Raw genomic sequence first — 17,938 nt, 5'->3', positions numbered from 1 at the left:
ATGACCACCGGTTCCCTGCTCGCCGTTTGCCTGGTGCACGGCCTCCTGCCCACTAAAGACGCCACCGGCGTCACCGCCATTGACAAGCGTGCCGTGGAGGGGCCGGTAAAGGTCCATCCCCTGGGCCTGACCGGGGACCTGCAGGCCAGCAGGAAACACCACGGCGGCGAGTCGAAGGCCCTCTACGCCTATTCGCAGGCCGACGCCGAGTACTGGGAACAGGAACTGGGCCGCAGCATTGAGCCGGGGCTGTTCGGGGAAAACCTGCGCATCGCCGGACTGGATGCCACGGGCGCGCTGATTGGCGAACGGTGGCGGATCGGTGCGGACGTGGAAGTGGAAGTAACCTGTCCCCGCACCCCGTGCCGGAATTTCCAGCAGCGCATGCAGGTGCCTAACTGGGTGCACCGCTTTGCCGAAGCAGGCCTGGTGGGAACATACCTGCAGGTCCGCCGCCGCGGCAGCATCGCCGCCGGAGACCCGATCGAAGTCCTGACCAGGCCGGCGCACGGCGTCACTGTCCGGGACGTCTTCCGGGGCCTGGACCAACAGCAGGCTGAAGCGCTGGAGGCCTCCCGCATCGCAGGTGAAATCAGACTGTCGCCCGAAATCCAGAAGGTCCTGCGGACCATGGCGGCGAAGTCCGCAGCTAAGGATCGGGTGCAGGCCGTGCCGGCTGCTATCTAGCCGCGCGGCTAAAGCTTCCGTCAGGAGCGTGTGCCCAAGCTCACCGCCCCCTGCGAAGCAGCGGCAGCCGTTATGCCGTACACTGGAAAACATCCCCCACTCCGGTATTCCCTTATTTTCCTGCGGATCATCGAGTTTTGAACCGAAACCGCAAGGTACGTTGTGTTGGGGCCCGCATTCAATTGCGGGCAGATTCATCTTTTGGGGAGCGCCGGCAAAGAAATCGTCACACCGGTCGTAGACACAATCCAGTGAAATCGGCCCACAGCTGTGACGGAAAGTCCTGCCTGGGATTGCAACAGCGCCGGACTTACGTCCTGCAGCCTCCTGGTTGCGTGGTTCCCCGATTGAATGAGGATTCCCTCTTGTCTGAAGCACCGCTGGATAACAGCACCGTTGAAAATGCCGTTCCCGAAGCCGAAGAGAACACAGTGATGTTCAGTGACTTCGGACTGGACGAGCGCGTCCTGTCAGCCCTGAAGGATGTCGGCTACGTCAAGCCGTCCCCCATCCAGGCAGCCACCATCCCCCTGCTGCTTGAAGGCCGCGACGTCGTGGGCCTGGCCCAGACCGGTACCGGCAAGACCGCCGCATTCGCCGTCCCCGCCCTGTCCCTGCTGGCCGGCCGCCCGGCCACGAAGGACACCCAGGTGCTGGTCCTGGCCCCCACCCGTGAACTGGCCCTGCAGTCCGCTGAAGCCTTCACCTCCTACGCAGTCCACATGGACGGCATCACCGTGCTGCCCGTCTACGGCGGATCCGCTTACGGACCCCAGCTGGCCGGCCTGCGCCGCGGCGCTCAGGTTGTCGTAGGTACCCCGGGACGCGTTATCGACCACATCGCCAAGGGTTCCCTGGACCTGTCCAACCTGGAGTACCTGGTGCTGGACGAGGCCGACGAAATGCTCCGCATGGGCTTCGCCGAAGATGTGGAGCAGATCCTTTCCTCCACTCCGGCCGAGAAGCAGGTTGCCCTCTTCTCCGCCACCATGCCGCCGGCCATCCGCAAGATTGCCAAGAAGTACCTGAACAACGCCGCCGAGGTCACGGTCAAGTCCAAGACCACCACCGGTGCCAACACCCGCCAGCGCTACGTGCAGGTCATGGGCCCGCACAAGCTGGACGCCATGACCCGCATCCTGGAAACCGAAGAGTTCGACGGCGTCATCGCGTTCGTCCGCACCAAGGCTGCCACGGAGGATCTGGCGGACAAGCTGAAGGACCGCGGCTACAGCGCCGCCGCCATCAACGGCGACATCCCGCAGCAGCAGCGCGAGCGTACGGTTGAGGCCCTGCGCGACGGCAAGATCGACATCCTGGTTGCCACGGATGTTGCCGCCCGCGGCCTCGACGTCGAGCGCATCAGCCACGTCGTCAACTACGACATCCCGCACGACACCGAGTCCTACGTGCACCGCATTGGCCGTACCGGCCGTGCAGGCCGCACCGGCGACGCGATCCTGTTCATGACCCCGCGCGAGAAGTACCTGCTGCGGGCCATTGAAAAGGCCACCCGCCAGCCGGTTGAGCACATGCAGCTGCCCAGCGTTGACGTAGTCAACGAAAAGCGCCTGGCCAAGTTCTCCGAAAAGATCACCGAAACCCTCGGTTCCGAGGACATCTCGGTGTTCCGCGGCTTGGTGACCAAGTACCTGGCCGAGCATGACGTTCCCGCCGAAGACGTTGCCGCAGCCCTGGCCGTCATGGCCCAGGGCGGCCGCGACCTGCTGCTGAAGGAAATCCCGGTGGCCCCGGCCCGCCAGCGCGAGCGCTCCGAAGGCCGCAATGACGGCTTCGGCTCCCGCGGCCCGACGCGCCCGCTGACCGAAGGCAATGCAACGTACCGCATCGCCGTCGGCCGCCGCCAGCGCGTGCTTCCCGGTTCCATCGTCGGCGCCATCGCCAACGAAGGCGGCCTGTCCTCCGCACAGATCGGCGGCATTGACATCCGCGCCGACCACACGCTGGTGGAACTGCCCGCAGACCTGTCCAAGGACCAGCTGCGCGCCCTGTCCCGCACCCGGATCGGCGGCGAGCTGATCCACCTGGAACTGGACAAGGGACGCAAGCCGGCCCGCGAGCGTGAAGGCGGCAGCTTCAACGACCGTGCCGACCGCGGCGGCTTCAAGAAGGATTTCAAGAAGCGCGACGGCGAGCGGTCCTTCGGTGACCGCGGCAGCGACCGCCCGTTCAAGAAGCGCGAAGGCGGCTTCCGGGACAGTGCCGCTACCGGCGCCCGCAAGCCCCGTTTCCGCGACTAGGAAACACCCGGCGCCGGAACTCCGGCGCCGGCCCGGGCACTAGGTCCGGGCAACACAAGGAAGGGCGCCTCCCGCTTCGGGAGGCGCCCTTCCTTGTGTTGCCGTATACGTCGTGTATCCGCTGCCGGTGGTTACCCGGCGGAGTGCGAGGCGGAGGCGCGGCGGCTTTCCAGCCGCATCTCCAGATCATTCATCACAATCGCGGCCATGTCCGAAAGGGTCTGGGCGTCCTCTGCGGAGAAGCTGCGCGGCTGCGTATCCAGGATGCAGAGCGTTCCCAGGTTGAATCCGTCACTGGTTTCCAGCGGAACGCCCGCATAGAACTGCAGGCCGAATTCGCCGGCCACCAGCGGGTTGGCCAGGGTCCGGGGGTCCTGCCTGGCGTTGCCCACCACATAGACGTCGTCCTGCAGGATGGCGGAAGCGCACAGGCCCGGGTCACGGCCGATTTCGGTGACGTCCGTGCCGTGGTGGGATTTGAACCAGATGCGGTCGGTGTCCACCACGCTGACAATCGCCACGGGGACGTTGAAGACCCGGGAGGCCAGGGCTGTGACCCGGTCAAAGGCGCCGTCCGGGGGAGTGTCCAGCAGTTCGTATCGGCGCACGGCGTCCATCCGCTGGGCCTCATTGTCCGGGAGCAGTTCCGGGTCTACGCGGTGCCGGCCACGGGCGCGGACAACCATGTCGTACAGCACCATTGAAACGTCGTGGGCGCTGGGGCGCTGTGCGGCCTCCTGAGCCGTCATCGCCTTGAGGAGGGAAGCCCAGTCCTCTCCCAGTGCCGCAGGGATCTCAGGATCGCGCAGAAGGCGTGCCAGGGCGCTTTCCAGTGCGGGCCCGGGGAATGCCGGGGAACCGGTGAGGCATTGGAGCAGGACGAGTCCCAGTGAATATACGTCACTGGCCGGAACGGACTCCTCGCCGCGGGCCTGTTCGGGGCTCATAAACGCCGCCGTGCCGGAGAAGGTCCCGTGCTGGGACTGCGGGTCATTGGCGACCATGGCAACCCCGAAGTCGGTGAGCTTGGCCCTGATCCGGGCATCGTCGCTGCCGTAGTCGAACAGCATGACGTTGGCCGGCTTGACGTCGCGGTGCACCACGCCGTTGCCGTGGATGTAATCCAGGCCCAATGCCAGGTCATAGCCGACCAGTGCCGCCTGGCGGCGCGTAAGGGTGCCCTGCTTCAGCCGGTCCCGCAGGTCCAGGCCCTGGACCAGTTCCATGACCAGATAGATCAAGGGGTAGTCGGGATTGGAGGTATCCGAACCGGCATCCAGCAGGGTGACCAAGCTGTGGTGGTTCAGGCGTGCCAGGATTTTGGCCTCGGCGTCACTGCGCCGCAGGTCCAGCTCACTGGTGGCGGACGGGCGGATGATCTTCACCGCGACGTCGCGGCCCAGGAATTCGTCCCGTGCCCGGTGTACGGTGCCCATGGCACCGGCTCCGATTTGGTTCAGCAGCCGATATCTTCCACCAAGGAAGAGGCCGTCTGAAAGGTTGTTTGGCACTATGTCCACGTGCCCTCGCTTTCTCGTAGCCTAAGCATACTGACAAAACGGGCTGGCACTTTACTCCCTGACGGCCCAAAACGCGGTGCAGGAGTGGAAAAAGTGGCACTTGTCACGTTTGCCGTTTTCGATTTCATGTTCCCGAAAAGTGCTGGTAGAGTCTTATGTCGTTGCCCCGATAGCTCAGTGGTAGAGCGCCATCTTGGTAAGATGGAGGTCCCGGGATCGATTCCCGGTCGGGGCTCTCAATGGGAGGGCCCGCGTTGCTAAGGCTGTTTGTTTTGCAGAGGCCATTTAGGGACGCGGGCTTCACTCATTTATGGCGGTGTAGCTCAGTTGGTTAGAGCGCACGACTCATAATCGTGAGGTCGGGAGATCGAGCCTCCCCACCGCTACACATCAGGGCAGGTCCGGAAGTTTTGAAGCTTCCGTACCTGCCCTTTTTCTTTGCCCGGATGCGCCGCCTGCGGCGTAAACACCGGCGCAGATACCCCAATTCAATATGTTGGATCACAGGGCCAGACCCGACCCGTCCAGATCAATCGCCACCCCCACGGAACGAAAGACGACGACTCCATGACTGAGCATTTTCCCCATCCGAACGAGCGCCCGGATGACCTGCCCTCCCGCCGCCGCCGGCGGGCAGGCACTGTCCCCGGAAGCGAAGCGGAATGGTGGAACTCCCCGCCGCAAGGCGCCGAAGCGGGCGCGGGAGTGACCGGGAATGCTCTAAATGGAAGCAGCAGCGCAACCGTCCCGGGTGAGGCCTGGGATGAGTATCCGCACGGCATGGGTGGCTCACTGACAGCTGACGACGACGGCGCGGCGGGCGGAGGCGGGGACTTCGCAGTGGCCGGGACGTGGGACGCCGGCAGCTGGGACAGCCCTGCAGCAGGGGCCATACCGGCGGTCGCACCACTGCCCCCGCTGCCGGTAAGCATGCCGGAACCCCCGGCGGAGCCCGCCGGCTGGGTGGAACGGCTCGGCGGAGGAGAACCGGACACCTGGGCGGAGCCGCTGGGCGGGGCAGCTTTGGAAGCGAACCAGCCCGGCAGCCGGGCCGAGGCCCGCGCTGAACACGGCCGGCACGGCGGCCGCCGCGCGTCGTTTTTGGACCAGCAGCCCGCGTCCATCCCCGCGTCGAAGGGTTTCCGCGGACTGCTCACCGGGCTGGGCATGCGCCTTGCGCCCTCCGCGCAGGAGCTGGAGGAACGCCGTGCCATGCGGGCCGTGAGCCAGCACTGGCCGGGCCCGCGGACCGTTTCCGTTGTCAACGGCAAGGGCGGCGCCAACAAGACCCCCACCACGGTGATGTTGGCCGCAGTTTTTGCGCGTAACGGCGGCGGGCCGGTGCTGGCCTGGGACAACAACGAAACCCGGGGCACCCTGGGTTGGCGCACCGAGCAGGGGCCGCACGAGTCCACGGTGATGGACCTGCTGCCGCAGACCGCGGACCTGCTCTCCCCGTCTGCGCAGTCCGCACTGCTGGCCCGGTTCGTGCACCACCAGGTGGAAGACAAATTCGACGTCCTGCGCTCCAAGCCGGATGTACTGGCCTCCGAGCAGAAGATCACCGCCGAAGACTTTGACGCGCTGCACGAGGTCGCCTCCAAGTACTTCCGGCTGAACATTGTGGATTCGGGGAACGACGAGAGCGCCGAGCGGTGGCTGCGCATGATCGATCACACGGACCAGCTGGTCATCGCCACCACCACGGTGGAAGAACACGCCGAGGCGGGGGCCCTGCTGCTGGAAGCACTGCAGGTGCGCGGCGGGCGCTACGCGGAACTGGCCCGGGACGCCGTCGTCATTGTGAGCCAGTCGGACCGCAACGGAACGGACAGCCAGGCCCGCAGGGTAGCTGAAGGTTTTGGCCAGCTGGCACGGGCCGCTGTCACCATTCCGTATGACCCGGCGCTGCGCAAGGGGCAGATCCGCTATGACTCGCTCAAACCCGCGGCCCAGCGGGCCTGGCTGGCTGCGGCGGCGGCAGTGGCCGAGGGCCTGTAAGAACCGGGATTTCCTGCCGGGGCCGATGGCGGACGTTCTCGCAGAGCTAAATAAGGTTGCTTATTATCCGTAAAGGTTCATAGGCTGGGTCCAGCGGAAGCCAAGGGTTTCCGGAAACAGCGGTAAGACCGTAGACGCAATGCCGCCGCCCGCAGGGGCAGCGGCGGGAATGAACGGAGACACCATGGCAGAGCACGACATTTCGGGCAAGAAGGTAGCTTTTCTCCTCACCGACGGGGTGGAGCAGATCGAGCTGACCAGCCCGTGGGAGGCCGTAAAGGAAGCCGGCGGACAGCCGGTCCTGGTTTCCCCCAAGAAGGGCACCATTCAGGGCTTCGACGGCATGGACAAGGGGGAGACCTTCACGGTTGACCTCGATGTTGCCGACGCCAACGCGGACGACTTCGACGCACTGGTGCTGCCCGGCGGCGTCGTAAACGCCGACTTCCTGCGTGTGAACGAGGACGCCCAGCACTTTGCCCGGGCGTTCTTCGAAGCCCACAAGCCGGTGGCGTCCATCTGCCATGGCCCCTGGCTGCTGATTGAGGCCGGTGTGGTCAAGGGACGGGACATGACCTCCTACCACACCCTCGCCACGGACCTGAAGAACGCCGGCGCCAACTGGACCGATGAGGAAGTGGTGGTGGACCAGGGCTTCGTCACCAGCCGCAACCCTGACGATCTGCCCGCCTTCAACGACAAGCTCGTGGAGGAAATCTCCGAAGGCGAACACGCGGGCCAGCACGCCTGACGCCTGCCGGATCACCGCCAAGGGGTGGAGTAACGTGAAAACGTTGCCCCACCCCTTGGCGTTTTAACGGAGGAATCATCCGGTGAATGCAGATGAGCGAGATGCCGATGAGCCGGTTCCAGACGAACACGCCGGCCGGTTCCTCTGCTCCGGCACGTCCTGGGATGCCTCCGGCCCCGCCCTTGCGCTGCACACGCCGAACGGCATGCCGCACCGGCTGCGCCTTGAGCCGGGAACGGAAGTGCGGTTCCGTGTCCTGGAAGGCCCCGGTGCCGCATCGCGCTTCTGCCTGGGATCGTGGCAGGTGAACGACGGCGGCGGCCAGTCCCACACGCCGTGTCTGGCGCAGGCAGCGGCGGAACGGGGCTACCAGTGCGGCCAGTGCTTCGCCCGTGACGAGGTGCGGGGCATGCACAACAGCCACCGCACCGTCAGTGTTCCCGAAACCCTGCGCCGCTACCTGGACCAGCCGCACTGGCTCTATGTCGCCACCTTCGCCGACGGCTCCACCAAAGTCGGCACGGCAGCCGACCCGCGCAAGCACTTGCGCCTGGTCGAGCAGGGAGCCGTCCGCGCCTCCTATGTTGCCCGCGCCGTGAACGGCCTGACCGTCCGCGTGCTCGAAGATACGGTGACCTCCCGGCTTGGCCTGCCCCAGGCTGTCCGCGCCGGAGCCAAAGCAGCAGCACTGGCCCGGCCGCTGGCCGCGGCGGAACTGGATTCCCTCAACACGGAGGCCGCGCAGGACGTGCGGGACCTGCTGGACAGTACAGGGATTGAGGGTTTCGCCACCGTCGAGGAACGCTGGGAACCGCCCGCACAGTTTGCCACTGTCCTGGAGGCGGCCTGTGAGCTGTATCCCTGCGACCCCGGAACCGGAGAGCACGGGATGGTTATCGTGGCCGTGCTGGGACCTACCGCCCTGGTCCGGGTGGACGGTGAACAGACCCTGTTCGCAGCGGACCTGTCGCGGCTGAAGGGCCGGCGGCTGCTCACCGGCGCCGGTTACCGTACACCGCTGCCTGCGTTGCAGTCAGCCTTGTTCTAGCAGCACGGTTCCGGCAGCAGGCACGGTACGGTTCCGGTCCGCCCGGCCCGCCCCTGTATTCTGAAGGCATGCTAAACACCCCTTGGGAAACCGGCTCGCCCCTGTACCGGAAACTGGTAGTAAGTGCCTTGGCGATCAGCGGCGCCGGGGTGCTGCTGGTGCTGCTGGGCGCGGTGACGGACAACCAGGTCCTGATGTACATCGCCCTTCCGCTGATAGTGGTGGGCTTGAGTATCCACCTGAGCGGCATGGTGGTGCGGGCCCGTGACACCCGCCGCCGAATCAAGGGAATGGAAGGCAAGAAATGAGCATCAATCCCGGCCTGCAGGGCCGCAGCTACCCCGCCGGTGAGGCCTACGCAGTGGGGCGGGAGAAGATCCGCGAGTTCGCCGCCGCCGTCAAGGCCACCAATCCGGCCCACTTCGATGTCGCCAGCGCGCAGGAGCTCGGGTACAGCGACCTGGTGGCGCCTCCCACGTTCGCCATTATCGTGGCCCAGCGCGCAGACGCCCTGCTGGTGGCCGATCCCGAAGCGGGCATCGACTTCTCCCGCGTGGTGCATGCCGACCAGCGCTTCACCCATCACCGCCCCATTGTGGCCGGCGATGAACTGGTGGCCGAACTGCACGTGGATTCCGTGCGTGCCATGGGCGAAGGCGCCCTGATCAGCACCCGTGCGGAAATTTCCACAGTGGAAGGCGAACAGGTAGCCACCACCGTCTCATCCATCCTCGTCCGCGGAGAGGGACAGTAACCAATGTCCATTGCACTGAGCGAACTTTCCACCGGGACGTCCATCGGCTCGTCCACCATCGAAATTTCCCGGGCCGATCTGGTCCGCTATGCCGGCGCATCCGGCGACTTCAACCCCATCCACTGGAATGAACGCTTCGCCCGCGAGGTGGAGCTGCCCGGCGTTATTGCGCACGGCATGTTCACCATGGGTGCTGCCGTGCAGCTGGTCAGCGACTGGACGGGGGATCCCGGGTCGGTCATCGACTACCAGACCCGCTTTACCCGCCCGGTCCTGGTGGAGGACCTCGACGAAGCTCCGGGAGCCGTGGTGGAGGTTGCCGGGGCCATCGGCGCCATTGACGTGGATAACTCCACGGCGCGCGTGGACCTCACGGTGACCTTCAACGGACAGAAGGTGCTGGTCAAGGCACAGGCCGTGGTGCGGATCTGGTGACCGCTTTGACCCGGATGCCGCTGGCATCGCTGACTACCGCACGCGTTGGCGGGCCCGCCCGCCGCTACCTTGAAGCCGAAACCGAAGACGAACTGATCCTCGCCGTCCGCGCCGCGGACGAGGCGGGGGAGCCGCTGCTGATCGTTGGCGGCGGATCCAATCTGCTGATCTCGGACCGGGGGTTCGACGGCGCGGTCATCCGCATCGCCACCCGCGGACTGCGGATGACACCGGCCGACGACGGCGGCGCCGTCCTGCGTGCCGAAGCCGGCCACCCCTGGGACGAACTGGTGGCGTACACCCTGGCCGAAGGCTATTCCGGACTGGAAGCCCTCTCGGGCATTCCCGGGCTCGCCGGGGCAACCCCGGTGCAGAACGTGGGTGCCTACGGCGCAGATGTGTCCCAGTCCATCCGGTCGGTGCGGGCCTGGGACCGCACCGAACGCTGCGTGGCGGAATTCAGCAACGCGGAGCTGGGCTTCGGCTACCGGGATTCGGTACTCAAGCGCAGCACAGTCAACGGCTCCCCGCGTTACGTTGTGCTCAGCGTCGAGTTCAACCTGGCCAAGGGCCATACCAGTGCCCCGGTGCGTTACGCCGAGCTGGCCCGTGCACTGGGCACGGACCTGGGCGAGCGGACCGATGCCGTGGATGTACGCCGCGAGGTACTGCGCCTGCGGGCGGGCAAGGGCATGGTCCTGGATGCAGCGGACCCGGATACCTACAGCACCGGCTCCTTCTTCACCAACCCCATTGTGGACGAGGCAACGGCTGCAAACCTGCCCGAGGACGCCCCGCGCTATCCGGTAACGGAGCCCGGACACGTAAAGCTCAGCGCCGCGTGGCTGATCAGCCACGCAGGTTTCCGCAAGGGATTCGGGTTGGACCCGGCGGACGGGACCGGAGGCCGTGCTTCCCTGTCCACCAAGCACACCCTGGCAGTGACCAACCGCGGAGAGGCAACCGCGGAAGACCTGCTGGTGGTGGCACGCGCCGTGGCGAAGGGAGTGGAGCAGGCCTTCGGAATCCGGCTGCATCCCGAGCCCGTCCTGGTGAACTGCAGCCTCTAGGAACCCTCCCAGCGCCGCTGGGAACCCTCCCTGCCGGCGGGGCCTTTCCGCGCCTCCGCCGCCGCCGCACGGGCGCCGCGGATAGCCGGGCGGTGCCGGTGCGGATCCAGCAGATGCGTGTTGCACAGCCACTGGATCAGGCGCGGGGTCATGCTGACCTGGGTGCACCTGTCCTGCAGGTCAGGCAGCAGCCACGCCGGGTCCAGGAAGCCGGTGAGGGCATAGGCGAGCTCTGCGGCGCCAAACAGCCGGGCAAAGGCTGACCCTTCACCGAAACCGCGTTCCAGCTCCAGGAGCGCCGTGTCCTCCGCCGAGAGGATGCGGACGCCTTCGGCCTCGAGATAGGCGCGCAGCTGTACGCCAACCCGCAGGTAGCGGGCATGCGTGGGTATCTGCTTGCCCGCGCAGCTGAAGGCAAAAAAACTGCTCAGGATGGCGTCTATGCTCTGTTGGGCAGGATGCCCTGCGTTGTGCCCTGCATTGTGCCCCGCGGCCGGTTGCTGCTCCATGCGCAACAACCTGCCACATGCCTCTGACAGTTTTGCGTACGGGCCTGCCTTGCCCGCGCCGGTGCTGCGCGGGAGCGGTGCAGGGCCCCTTACAGGTTGCCGGTGGCGATGCGCAGCATCCGGCGCAACGGCTCGGCCGCACCCCAGAGCAGCTGGTCGCCGATGGTGAAGGCGCTGATGTACTCCGGGCCCATTTCCAGCTTGCGGATACGTCCCACCGGAACCTGCAGCGTGCCGGTGACCGCCACGGGGGTCAGCTCGGCCATGGTGGCCTCCTTGGTGTTGGGCACCACCTTCGCCCACTCGTTGTCCGCGTCAATGATCTTCTCGATCTCTTCGACGGAGAGGTCCTCGGTGAGCTTCAGGGTCAGCGCCTGGGAGTGGGAGCGCATGGCACCGATGCGCACGCACAATCCGTCAAACGGGATGCGTCCGCCAGCACCGCGGCCGAGGATCTTATTGGTTTCCGCGCCGCCCTTCCACTCTTCCTTGGACATGCCGTTGCCCAGGTCCGCGTCAATCCACGGGATCACGGAACCGGCCAGCGGCACTCCGAACCGGGAAGAATCCAGCGCCGGGTCCTGCTGCGCAGCCAGCACGGCCCGGTCAATGGCGAGGATGGCCGACGCCGGGTCAGCCAGCTCCGGGGCCACCGCACCGTGCAGCGCACCGAACTGGTTCAGCAGTTCGCGCATGTGCCGGGCACCGCCGCCGGACGCTGCCTGGTAGGTCATGGAGGTGCCCCATTCCACCAGGCCATTGCGGAACAGGCCGCCCAGGCCCATCAGCATGCAGGAGACCGTGCAGTTGCCGCCGACAAAGTTCTTCACGCCCCGGGCCAGTCCGGCATCGATCACGTCGCGGTTCACCGGATCGAGCACAATGATTGCGTCGTCATCCATCCGCAGTGTGGAGGCGGCATCAATCCAGATCCCGTCCCAGCCGGCGGCACGCAGCTTCGGGAAGACCTCCGCGGTGTAGTCCCCGCCCTGCGCCGTCACGATGATCGGCAGCTTGGCCAGCGCCTCGACGTCGTAGGCGTCCTGCAGCGGGCCCGCGCCGGCCGCGAACGACGGCGCGTCTCCTCCCGCGTTGGAGGTGGAGAAGAAGACGGGGTTGACCAGGGCAAAATCGCCTTCGTCCTGCATGCGCTGCATCAGGACGGAGCCAACCATGCCGCGCCAGCCGATGAAACCTGCAGTGGGAACGGAGGAAGAAGTCATGGGTTCCACTTTAGGGCGTTGGGCCGCTGCCGTCTTGGTTGTTTACGTCACTGTCCACGCGCATCACGTGTCCAGAGGGCAATCCGGTACTGGCTGCCGTTGGCGGACGTGTACCAGCCGGAGGCCGGGCTGACCCCGGTAAAGGTCCACTCCGGGCCAAGGTGAGGGGCGTAGGTGTCGCCCTCGGTCTCGCTGTCGATCACGGTCACCACCGCGGCGTCGGCCACTTCCACGGCCGCCTCGTAGAGCTGCGCGCCGCCGATGATCCAGACTTCCTCGCTGCCGGGGCTGGCGGCAGCGGCGGCCAGTGCCTGCTCGAGGGAACCCGTGACGACGGCGCCGGAGGCTGACGCTTCGGCTGCCAGTTCCGGGCTGGAAGAAATGATGATGTTCGTCCGGTCCGGAAGGGGACGGTATTTCGCCGGGAAGGACTCCCAGGTGCGCCGGCCCATGATCACCGGGTGACCGGCGGTGGTGGCCTTGAAATGTGCCAGGTCTTCGGGCAGGTGCCACGGCATCCCGCCGTCGCGTCCTATGACGCCGCCGGCAGTCTGCGCCCAGACCATGCCGATGACCGGTTCCCCGGCGGGTACGGTGCCGAGTTCCTGCAGCACTTCGTGCAGGTCCGCTCCTTCGCCGGAACCGCCGCCCACCGGGTAGTAGCGGGTGCCGGGAGCGGACGTGTTGGGTACGGACTCAGTCATGGTGTCCTTTTCCGTTGGGGTCGGATCAAACGGCGATGGGAGCTTTGATGCCGGGATGGTGCTGGTAGTCCCGGACTTCGAAGTCCTCAAGCGTGTAGTCGAAAATGCTCTCCGGCATACGGCGGATATGCAGTTTCGGGTAGGGGAAAGGCTCGCGGCTCAGCTGTTCGCGGACCTGCTCCACGTGGTTGTCGTAAATGTGCACGTCGCCGCCGCTCCACACGAATTCGCCCGGCTCCAGACCGGTCTGCTGGGCAACCATCATGGTGAGCAGGGCGTACGAGGCAATGTTGAAGGGGACGCCCAGGAAGGTGTCCGCGGAGCGCTGGTAAAGCTGGCAGGAAAGCTTCCCGTCGGCAACGTAGAACTGGAACAGGGCGTGGCACGGCGGCAGGGCCATATTTTCCACTTCGGCCGGGTTCCAGGCGGTGACGATGTGCCGGCGCGAGTCAGGGTTCTTCCGGATCCCTTCGACCAGTTTCGCGATCTGGTCGATGTGCCCGCCGTCCGGGGTGGGCCACGAGCGCCACTGGACACCGTAGACCGGTCCCAGTTCGCCGTCGTCGTCAGCCCATTCGTCCCAGATGCTGACGCCGCGCTCCTGCAGCCAGCGCACATTCGAATCGCCGCGCAGGAACCACAGGAGTTCCAGGGCCACGGATTTGAAGTGCACCCGCTTGGTGGTGATCAGCGGAAAGGACTCGCTGAGGTCAAAGCGCATCTGGCGGCCGAACACGCTGCGCGTGCCGGTGCCGGTGCGGTCGGACTTCTGCGTGCCGTTGGCCATAACGTCTCGCAGCAGGTCTTCATACGGGGTTGGAATGCTCACCGGGCCAGTCTAGTTCAGGTCAGGGCGCCAGCAGGGGCAGTGCGATGCCCGCCACAAGGGCAGCCACACTGACCAGTCCGATCAGCAGGTAAAAGGCCAGCCCGGCGGGACGGCCGGCGTTCAGCGTCCAGCCAACGCCCAGCCGTTTGGGGACCAGCAGGCGGGGATCGGCGCGGTTCACGTAGATGCCGGCACGGTAGTTGCAGCGCTGCGCCACCGGATCACCGGCGCCGGCTGCGGGGGCGTCCGGTTCATCTCCCGGGCCCTCTGCCGTCTCCTCCTCTGCCGCCGCATCCGACGTCCCTGCAACTTCCCTGCGGTACCGGCGCACGGCTGCCACCCCGAAGCCGGCCATGGCCAGGAACAGGGCCACCGTGGGCAGCACGAATTCCAGGGCGCTGCCGTCCGGGGGCAGGAGCCAGCCCCGCAGGGCAAGCCAGGCGAACAGCATGCTCAGTGCGAAGGCGGTGCCGCCGAGGAAGAACTGCGTGGCGCGGATGTTGGCAGTATGGGCCGCAGGGCCGCCGGCGTGCAGCTGGCCGGACAAGGCCGCCAGCCGCGGGATGACCGCCGCAGTTCCCAGCAGGAAGAGCAGCATTCCAAGGGCTATCAGCGGCGCAGCAAAGACGGACCAGGTGCTCTTGGGCGCATAGCTGTCGGCTTGCCCCGCACCGTTCCAATGCACCGGCAGGGACTGCGGCAGGTCCGGGTAGAGAACTGCCCCGGCGCCTGCCGCAGCCAGGACGACGACGGCGGCGGCGACGTACCAGCCGTACGCCGGGCCGGGCACGGTGCTGGCCGATGCACCGCTGACTGTTACGCCGCCCGGTGAAGTATCGCGGTGGGTTTCGGTCATGGCGGGCGCCCCCTCGCGCCGGTGAAACGTCAGTCGTCGAACGCCCGGTACTTCTCCAGGGAAACAATACGGCCTTCATCGGCACTGCTGACCTGGCAGATCACGGACTCGCCGGGCGCCAGGTACGGGTCCTTGACGGGCAGTCCGGCAGCCATCTCCTCGGGCATGTGCGCGGCCAGCACGTCAAAGACCAGCGGCAGTACCGGGCGGTGCGTGCACACGGCCGCGGACTTGGCCTTGTCGAACAGGCCTTCCACGGCGCCGCGGGCCTTGCCCGGTTTCCGCTTGGCGTTGTGCTCGGTGAGGGCGTCCACCGTCTTGAACTTGGCGCCTTCCGCCTTCACATACGGCTTGACGGTCTGCACGCAGCGGACCCAAGGGCTGGAGACCACCCGTTTGGGCCGCCAGGCCACCAGCAGCCGCGAGACGGCCATGGCCTGGCGCAGGCCGGTAGCAACCAGCGGACGGTCCCCTTCGGCCCTGGTCCAGGAGGAACGGGGCTTGGCTTTGGCATGGCGCACCACAATGAGCGGCCAGGTCAGCAGGCGCTGCTCGTCATAGGCCAGGACCAGTTCCTGCAGCGGAAGCTTGTCGGTGGGATTGGTCAGCGACTCGGCAGCTTCCTCCGGGCTGCACCAGCGGATCCCGTCCACCTCCTTGCCGTCGGGACGGGCCTTGCCTGAGTCCACGTGAGAGGCCCAGTAGTGGACAATCTTCATGCCGGAGGCCACCGGGTAGACGGTGGGCGGCAGCGGGATGCCCAAGCTGATCCGCAGGCCCACTTCCTCGCGGACCTCGCGCACGGCGCATTCGGGCGTGGTCTCGCCGTCGTCCAGCTTCCCCTTGGGCCAGGACCAGTCGTCATAACGGGGACGGTGGATCATCAGGACCTGCAGCTTGCCTTCGCGCTCCCGCCAGCACAGGGCGCCGGCAGCAACCACCTTGACCGGCGCGTCCCCGAGGGCAGCGGCCGGCGTCGTCCGGGACTCCGTTGCTTCCATCAGCGGCGGGCCACCGAGCGCTGGCGCGAACGGGAGGCCAGCAGCCAGGACTGGACATCCTGCAGCGGGTTGCCCTCTGCATCCTTATGGTGGCGGTTCCAGATCCCTTCCGCATCCAGGTGCCAGCTGGCGGTGCCGGGGTCCATGTACCGGTCCATCAGCGCCACCAGCTCCGCAACGTCGTCCTTGGATGCCAGCTGGACCAGGGCCTCGACGCGGCGGTCCAGGTTGCGGTGCATCATGTCGGCTGAACCGATGAAGACCACCGGATCGCCTCCGTTGGCGAAGGCGAACACGCGGGAGTGCTCCAGGAAGCGCCCCAGCACGGAACGGACCGTAATGTTCTCGCTCAGCCCGGGCACGCCGGGGCGTACCGAGCAGATGCCGCGGACAATCACGTCCACCTGCACACCGGCTTGGGAAGCCCGGTAGAGGGAGTCGATGATTGCCTCGTCCACCATCGAGTTGACCTTGATGATGACGCGGGCGCTGAGGCCGGCCTTCTTATTGGCGATCTCCCGTTCAATCCGGTCGATCAGTCCTGACCGGACGGAGCGCGGTGCCACCAGCAGGCGCTTGAACGTGGACTTGGGCGCGTAGCCGGACAGCTGGTTGAACAGCTTCGTAAGGTCTTCACCTACCTGCTCATTGGCCGTCAGCAGGCCCAGGTCCTCGTAGTAGCGGGCGGTGCGCGGGTGGTAGTTGCCGGTGCCGATGTGGCAGTAGCGGCGCAGCCCGTCCACTTCCTGCCGGACCACCAGCGAAAGCTTGCAGTGGGTTTTCAACCCCACGATGCCGTACACCACGTGGACCCCGGCCTGCTCCAGCTTGCGGGCCCAGGAAATGTTGGCCTGCTCATCGAAACGTGCCTTGATTTCCACCAGCGCCAGGACCTGCTTGCCGGCCTCGGCGGCGTCGATCAGGGCATCGACAATGGGGGAGTCCCCGGAGGTGCGGTACAGGGTCTGCTTGATGGCCTGGACGCGGGGATCCGCAGCAGCCTGCTCCAGGAAGGCCTGGGTGGAGGTGGAGAAGGAATCGTACGGGTGGTGCAGGAGGATGTCCCGGCGCCGCATGGCGGCAAAGACGTTGGCCGGCTTGGAGGTTTCGGACTCCTTAAGGTGCCGGTTGGTATGCGGTACCTGCTTCGGATAGTGCAGATCCGTCCGGTCGATGCGGCTGATCCCGGACAGCCCGCGCAGGTCCAGCGGGGCGGGCAGGACATAGACCTCGTCCGACTCCACGCCCAGCTCGCGTTCAAGCAGTTCGCGGATGTTCGGGTTCATTTCCGGAGTTACTTCCAGGCGCACCGGCGGCCCGAAGCGGCGGCGGAGCAGCTCCTTTTCCAGGGCCTGCAGCAGGTTCTCGGCGTCGTCCTCTTCCACCTCGAGATCCTCGTTGCGGGTCACGCGGAAGGTGTAGTGCTCAATGACGTCCATGCCCGGGAAGAGCTGGTCCAGGTGCTGGGCAATCACGTCTTCGAGCGTAATGAAACGGGCCATCCGCCCGGCCACGTTGCCGGCGCGGGGTCCGTCCACGGAGATCAGCCGCGGCAGCTGGTCCGGGACCTTGACGCGGGCAAAGAACTCCTTGCCGCTGACCGGGTTGCGGACCACCACGGCAAGGTTCAGGGACAGCCCGGAAATATAGGGGAACGGGTGGGCCGGATCAACGGCCAGCGGCGTCAGGATCGGGAAGACCTTGGACGCGAACTGTTTGTGCAGGTTCGCCTTGGCGGCGTCGTCGAGCTCGTCCCAGCTGACCAGGTAGATCTGTTCCTCGGCGAGGGCGGGGCGGATCTGCTGAGCGAATACGTTTGCGTGGCGCTGCTGCAGGCGGTAGCCGGCGGCCACGATCTCCTCCAGCTGTTCGATGGGGCTCATCCCCGCGGCGGACGGGACGGCCAGCCCGGTGGCAATCCGGCGCTTAAGCCCGGCCACCCGGACCATGAAGAACTCGTCCAGGTTGGAGGCGAAGATGGACAGGAAGTTCACCCGCTCCAGCAGGAACAGCTCCGGGTCCTCCGCCAGCTCCAGCACGCGGGCATTGAAGTGCAGCCAGCTGATTTCCCGGTCCAGGAAGCGCGCCGGCGAGATATCCCCGCTGGGCAGCAGGGCAGGGCCGAAGTCCGGGATGTCGATGCGGTCCTGGGTGGCCCGGGGCGCCGACATGGCCTCGGCCGACCCGAAGGTCGCGCGGGGCTCGGCGGCGGTATCGAAATCCATAGTGTCTCCCTGAAGTGCTGGCGGCGGGACAGGGCAGCCGCGCCGGTGGCCGGGCGGCCCTGTC

Annotated in this window: 17 protein-coding genes and 2 tRNA genes; 11 read left to right on the top strand and 8 right to left on the bottom strand. The window is 66.4% G+C overall.

The window, feature by feature from the left end; translation table 11 throughout:
- On the top strand, positions 1 to 687 hold the full coding sequence (locus QNO06_RS13520; protein ID WP_227912751.1) for an MOSC domain-containing protein: 687 nt from the start codon (positions 1 to 3) through the stop codon (positions 685 to 687).
- 365 nt (positions 688 to 1,052) lie between these two features.
- Positions 1,053 to 2,948: a DEAD/DEAH box helicase gene (locus QNO06_RS13515; RefSeq protein ID WP_269437383.1), complete on the top strand. Its 1,896-nt coding sequence runs from the start codon at positions 1,053 to 1,055 to the stop codon at positions 2,946 to 2,948.
- A 131-nt stretch (positions 2,949 to 3,079) separates the two neighbouring features.
- On the opposite strand, the gene QNO06_RS13510 is transcribed toward QNO06_RS13515, so the two are convergent.
- On the bottom strand, positions 3,080 to 4,459 hold the full coding sequence (locus QNO06_RS13510; RefSeq protein WP_227912956.1) for a GAF domain-containing serine/threonine-protein kinase: 1,380 nt from the start codon (positions 4,457 to 4,459) through the stop codon (positions 3,080 to 3,082).
- A gap of 172 nt (positions 4,460 to 4,631) precedes the next feature.
- On the opposite strand from QNO06_RS13510, the gene QNO06_RS13505 reads away from it, so the two are divergent.
- The 9 genes from QNO06_RS13505 (at position 4,632) to QNO06_RS13465 (ending at position 10,527) form a co-directional block, all read left to right on the top strand.
- Positions 4,632 to 4,703 (top strand) — tRNA-Thr (locus tag QNO06_RS13505).
- Between the two features lie 77 nt (positions 4,704 to 4,780).
- Positions 4,781 to 4,854: transfer RNA gene (locus QNO06_RS13500), tRNA-Met, on the top strand.
- A gap of 181 nt (positions 4,855 to 5,035) precedes the next feature.
- Positions 5,036 to 6,469: a MinD/ParA family ATP-binding protein gene (locus QNO06_RS13495; protein ID WP_227912752.1), complete on the top strand. Its 1,434-nt coding sequence runs from the start codon at positions 5,036 to 5,038 to the stop codon at positions 6,467 to 6,469.
- 184 nt (positions 6,470 to 6,653) lie between these two features.
- A complete protein-coding gene (locus tag QNO06_RS13490; RefSeq protein WP_227912753.1) occupies positions 6,654 to 7,220 on the top strand; it encodes a type 1 glutamine amidotransferase domain-containing protein in 567 nt (188 codons plus the stop codon).
- A gap of 82 nt (positions 7,221 to 7,302) precedes the next feature.
- The gene (locus QNO06_RS13485) at positions 7,303 to 8,268 is read left to right on the top strand and encodes a DUF2797 domain-containing protein (RefSeq protein WP_227912754.1); all 966 of its coding nucleotides are present in this window, start codon (positions 7,303 to 7,305) and stop codon (positions 8,266 to 8,268) included.
- A gap of 68 nt (positions 8,269 to 8,336) precedes the next feature.
- On the top strand, positions 8,337 to 8,576 hold the full coding sequence (locus QNO06_RS13480) for a hypothetical protein (protein WP_227912755.1): 240 nt from the start codon (positions 8,337 to 8,339) through the stop codon (positions 8,574 to 8,576).
- On the top strand, positions 8,573 to 9,022 hold the full coding sequence (locus QNO06_RS13475; RefSeq protein WP_227912756.1) for an FAS1-like dehydratase domain-containing protein: 450 nt from the start codon (positions 8,573 to 8,575) through the stop codon (positions 9,020 to 9,022). The genes QNO06_RS13480 and QNO06_RS13475 overlap by 4 nt, the downstream gene beginning before the upstream one ends.
- 3 nt (positions 9,023 to 9,025) lie before the next feature.
- A complete protein-coding gene (locus QNO06_RS13470) occupies positions 9,026 to 9,457 on the top strand; it encodes a MaoC family dehydratase (protein ID WP_227912757.1) in 432 nt (143 codons plus the stop codon).
- 5 nt (positions 9,458 to 9,462) lie between these two features.
- Positions 9,463 to 10,527: a UDP-N-acetylmuramate dehydrogenase gene (locus tag QNO06_RS13465; RefSeq protein ID WP_227912957.1), complete on the top strand. Its 1,065-nt coding sequence runs from the start codon at positions 9,463 to 9,465 to the stop codon at positions 10,525 to 10,527.
- Here the strand turns inward: QNO06_RS13465 and QNO06_RS13460 are convergent.
- From QNO06_RS13460 to QNO06_RS13430, 7 genes are all read right to left on the bottom strand, one after another.
- On the bottom strand, positions 10,524 to 11,036 hold the full coding sequence (locus QNO06_RS13460) for a hypothetical protein (RefSeq protein ID WP_227912758.1): 513 nt from the start codon (positions 11,034 to 11,036) through the stop codon (positions 10,524 to 10,526). The two genes, QNO06_RS13465 and QNO06_RS13460, sit on opposite strands and share 4 nt — an antisense overlap.
- A gap of 89 nt (positions 11,037 to 11,125) precedes the next feature.
- Entirely contained in the window at positions 11,126 to 12,259 is a 1,134-nt protein-coding gene (gene asd / locus QNO06_RS13455; protein WP_227912759.1) for an aspartate-semialdehyde dehydrogenase, read from the bottom strand.
- Positions 12,260 to 12,306: 47 nt separating this feature from the next.
- Positions 12,307 to 12,963: a dihydrofolate reductase gene (locus tag QNO06_RS13450; RefSeq protein ID WP_331460624.1), complete on the bottom strand. Its 657-nt coding sequence runs from the start codon at positions 12,961 to 12,963 to the stop codon at positions 12,307 to 12,309.
- A 25-nt stretch (positions 12,964 to 12,988) separates the two neighbouring features.
- The gene (locus tag QNO06_RS13445) at positions 12,989 to 13,792 is read right to left on the bottom strand and encodes a thymidylate synthase (RefSeq protein WP_227912760.1); all 804 of its coding nucleotides are present in this window, start codon (positions 13,790 to 13,792) and stop codon (positions 12,989 to 12,991) included.
- A gap of 19 nt (positions 13,793 to 13,811) precedes the next feature.
- Positions 13,812 to 14,648, bottom strand: coding sequence for a DUF1648 domain-containing protein (locus QNO06_RS13440; protein WP_227912761.1), 837 nt, complete (start codon positions 14,646 to 14,648; stop codon positions 13,812 to 13,814).
- Between the two features lie 29 nt (positions 14,649 to 14,677).
- Positions 14,678 to 15,649 (bottom strand): NUDIX hydrolase, encoded by a 972-nt coding sequence (locus QNO06_RS13435; RefSeq protein ID WP_227912762.1) that lies wholly within the window; start codon positions 15,647 to 15,649, stop codon positions 14,678 to 14,680.
- The gene (locus QNO06_RS13430; RefSeq protein WP_227912763.1) at positions 15,649 to 17,874 is read right to left on the bottom strand and encodes an RNA degradosome polyphosphate kinase; all 2,226 of its coding nucleotides are present in this window, start codon (positions 17,872 to 17,874) and stop codon (positions 15,649 to 15,651) included. The genes QNO06_RS13435 and QNO06_RS13430 overlap by 1 nt, the downstream gene beginning before the upstream one ends.
- Positions 17,875 to 17,938 lie beyond the last annotated feature (64 nt).

Origin of the sequence: Arthrobacter sp. zg-Y20 (assembly GCF_030142075.1) — a bacterium.
Classification (GTDB): Bacteria; Actinomycetota; Actinomycetes; order Actinomycetales; family Micrococcaceae; genus Arthrobacter_B.
The sequence above is the reverse complement of the archived record's forward strand: the minus strand, read 5'-3'. Positions and strand labels throughout refer to the sequence as shown.

Coding starts and splice junctions, on each gene's coding strand:
- QNO06_RS13520 (WP_227912751.1), top strand. CDS start 1: ATGACCACCGGTTCCCTGCTCGCCGTTTGCCTGGTGCACGGCCTCCTG.
- QNO06_RS13495 (WP_227912752.1), top strand. CDS start 5,036: ATGACTGAGCATTTTCCCCATCCGAACGAGCGCCCGGATGACCTGCCC.
- QNO06_RS13490 (WP_227912753.1), top strand. CDS start 6,654: ATGGCAGAGCACGACATTTCGGGCAAGAAGGTAGCTTTTCTCCTCACC.
- QNO06_RS13480 (WP_227912755.1), top strand. CDS start 8,337: ATGCTAAACACCCCTTGGGAAACCGGCTCGCCCCTGTACCGGAAACTG.
- QNO06_RS13475 (WP_227912756.1), top strand. CDS start 8,573: ATGAGCATCAATCCCGGCCTGCAGGGCCGCAGCTACCCCGCCGGTGAG.
- QNO06_RS13470 (WP_227912757.1), top strand. CDS start 9,026: ATGTCCATTGCACTGAGCGAACTTTCCACCGGGACGTCCATCGGCTCG.
- QNO06_RS13460 (WP_227912758.1), bottom strand. CDS start 11,036: ATGGAGCAGCAACCGGCCGCGGGGCACAATGCAGGGCACAACGCAGGG.
- asd (WP_227912759.1), bottom strand. CDS start 12,259: ATGACTTCTTCCTCCGTTCCCACTGCAGGTTTCATCGGCTGGCGCGGC.
- QNO06_RS13450 (WP_331460624.1), bottom strand. CDS start 12,963: ATGACTGAGTCCGTACCCAACACGTCCGCTCCCGGCACCCGCTACTAC.
- QNO06_RS13440 (WP_227912761.1), bottom strand. CDS start 14,648: ATGACCGAAACCCACCGCGATACTTCACCGGGCGGCGTAACAGTCAGC.
- QNO06_RS13435 (WP_227912762.1), bottom strand. CDS start 15,649: ATGGAAGCAACGGAGTCCCGGACGACGCCGGCCGCTGCCCTCGGGGAC.
- QNO06_RS13430 (WP_227912763.1), bottom strand. CDS start 17,874: ATGGATTTCGATACCGCCGCCGAGCCCCGCGCGACCTTCGGGTCGGCC.